Origin of the sequence: Methylobacterium sp. WL18 (assembly GCF_008040015.1) — a bacterium.
Lineage (GTDB): Bacteria > Pseudomonadota > Alphaproteobacteria > Rhizobiales > Beijerinckiaceae > Methylobacterium > Methylobacterium mesophilicum.
Window position 1 is genome coordinate 1 of sequence record NZ_VRVD01000576.1, and the last position, 2,965, is coordinate 2,965.

At 68.3% G+C, this 2,965-nt stretch carries 1 protein-coding gene; it reads left to right on the forward strand.

Features of this window, described 5'->3' with window-relative positions:
* Window positions 1–2,927 (forward strand): excinuclease ABC subunit UvrA (uvrA, locus tag FV228_RS25210; protein WP_147857053.1); only part of this gene is annotated, 2,927 nt, incomplete at its 5' end.
* Window positions 2,928–2,965 lie beyond the last annotated feature (38 nt).

Consider the following 2,965-nt stretch of genomic DNA (forward strand, 5'->3'; position numbering starts at 1 on the left):
ACGCCAAGCTGGAGGCCCTGTTCGACGCCGCGCCGCCGAGCGCCGCCGACCGGCGGGTGATCACGGTCCGGGGCGCCCGGGAGCACAACCTCAAGAACGTCGACCTGACGATCCCCCGGGACAAGCTCGTGGTGTTCACCGGGCTGTCGGGCTCGGGCAAGTCGTCGCTCGCCTTCGACACGATCTACGCCGAGGGACAGCGCCGCTACGTCGAGTCGCTCTCGGCCTATGCCCGCCAGTTCCTGGAGATGATGTCCAAGCCCGATGTCGACCAGATCGACGGGCTGTCGCCGGCCATCTCCATCGAGCAGAAGACCACCTCCAAGAATCCGCGCTCCACCGTCGGGACGGTGACCGAGATCTACGACTACATGCGCCTGCTCTGGGCGCGGGTCGGCATCCCCTACTCCCCGGCCACCGGCCTGCCGATCGAGAGCCAGACCGTCCAGCAGATGGTCGACCGGGTGCTGGAGCTGCCGGAGAAGAGCCGGCTGTATTTGCTCGCTCCGGTGGTGCGCGGCCGGAAGGGCGAGTATCGCAAGGAAATCGCCGAGTACCAAAAGAAAGGGTTTCAGCGGCTGCGGGTCGACGGCGAATACTACGCGATCGACGACGCGCCCAAGCTCGACAAGAAGTTCAAGCACGACATCGACGTGGTCGTCGACCGGATCGTGGTGCGGCCCGACATCGCCGCGCGGCTGGCGGATTCGTTCGAGACCGCGCTGGAGCTCGCCGACGGCATCAGCGAGATCGTGTTCGCGGACGCGCCCGAGGGCGAGGAGCCCCGGGCGATCACGTTCTCGTCGCGCTTCGCCTGCCCGGTCTCGGGCTTCACCATCGCCGAGATCGAGCCGCGGCTGTTCTCGTTCAACAACCCGTTCGGCGCCTGCCCGACCTGCGGCGGCATCGGCCACGAGATGCGGATCGACCCCGAGCTGGTGATCTCGGATCCCGCGCTCAGCCTGAAGCGCGGCGCGGTCGGCCCCTGGGCGAAGTCGACCTCGCCCTATTACGGCCAGACGCTGGACGCGCTGGCGGAGCATTACGGCTTCAAGACGAGCGTGGCCTGGCAGAGCCTGCCGGAGGCGGCCCGCGCCGTCGTGCTGTACGGCTCCGGCAAGCAGGCGATCCGCTTCGCCTACGACGACGGCCTGCGCAAGTATGCGGTCAACAAGCCGTTCGAGGGCGTGATCCCGAACCTGGAGCGCCGCTACAAGGAGAGCGAGTCCGACGCGGTGCGGGAGGAAATCGGCCGGTTCATGAGCGAGACGCCCTGCGCGTCCTGCGGCGGCAAGCGGCTGAAGCCCGAGGCGCTCGCCGTGAAGGTCGCCATGGCCGATATCGGCGACGTGACGGCGCTGTCCGTTTCGGAAGCCCATCGCTGGTTCTCCGAATTGCCGGAGAAGCTGACGGCCAAGCAAAACGAGATCGCGGTCAGAATTCTCAAAGAAATCCGTGACCGGCTCAGCTTCCTGGTGGATGTCGGCCTCGAATACCTGACGCTGGCCCGCGGCTCCGGCTCCCTGTCGGGGGGCGAGAGCCAGCGCATCCGGCTGGCCTCGCAGATCGGCTCCGGGCTCACCGGCGTGCTCTACGTGCTGGACGAGCCCTCGATCGGGCTGCACCAGCGCGACAACGAGCGTCTGCTCGGCACGCTCAAGCGCCTGCGCGACCTCGGCAACTCGGTGATCGTGGTCGAGCACGACGAGGACGCGATCCTGCAGGCCGACTACGTGGTCGATGTCGGCCCGGGGGCGGGCATCCATGGCGGCGAGATCATCGCCCAGGGCACCCCCGCCGAGGTGCTGGCCAACCCGGCCTCGCTCACGGCCAAGTACCTCACCGGCGCGATGTCGGTGCGCACCCCGGCCGCGCGGCGCAAGAGCCGGAAGGGCAAGCTCGGCGTGTTCGGCGCGCGAGGCAACAACCTCAAGGACGTGGATATCGAGGTGCCGCTCGGCACTTTCACCTGCATCACCGGCGTCTCGGGCGGCGGGAAATCCACCCTGGTGATCGACACCCTGTACAAGGCCGTCGCGAAAAAACTGAACGGGGCGCTGGAGCACCCGGCCCCGTACGACCGGCTCGAGGGGCTGGAACATCTCGACAAGGTCATCGACATCGACCAGTCGCCGATCGGCCGCACGCCGCGCTCGAACCCGGCCACCTATATCGGCGCCTTCACGCCGATCCGCGACTGGTTCGCGGGCCTGCCCGAGGCCAAGGCCCGGGGCTACCAGCCGGGGCGCTTCTCGTTCAACGTGAAGGGCGGCCGCTGCGAGGCCTGCTCGGGCGACGGCGTCATCAAGATCGAGATGCACTTCCTGCCGGACGTCTACGTCACCTGCGACGTGTGCAAGGGCAAGCGCTACGACCGCGAGACCCTGGAGGTGAAGTACCGCGGCAAGTCCATCGCCGACGTGCTGGATTCCACCGTCGAGGAGGCGGCCGAGCTGTTCAAGGCGGTGCCGGCGATCCGCGAGAAGCTCGAGACCCTGAAGCGGGTCGGCCTGCACTACGTCCATGTCGGCCAGCAGGCCACCACCCTGTCGGGGGGCGAGGCGCAGCGGGTGAAGCTGTCCAAGGAGCTGTCGAAGCGTGCCACGGGCCGCACGCTCTACATCCTCGACGAGCCGACCACCGGGCTGCACTTCCACGACGTGGCCAAGCTCATGGAGGTGCTCCACGAGCTGGTGGACCAGGGCAACACGGTCGTGGTGATCGAGCACAACCTCGAAGTGATCAAGACCGCCGACTGGGTGATCGACATGGGTCCCGAGGGCGGCGATGGCGGCGGCCGGGTGGTGGCGCTCGGCACCCCGGAGGAGATCGCCCGCTCGAAGGCGAGCCATACCGGCCGGTTCCTACGCGAGGTGCTGGCCCGTCGCCCGGCTCCGCAATCCGGCCGCCGCACCGCCGCCGAATAGGCGCCGGCCGGGCTCGAGGCGGCAGATTCTGCCGGGTG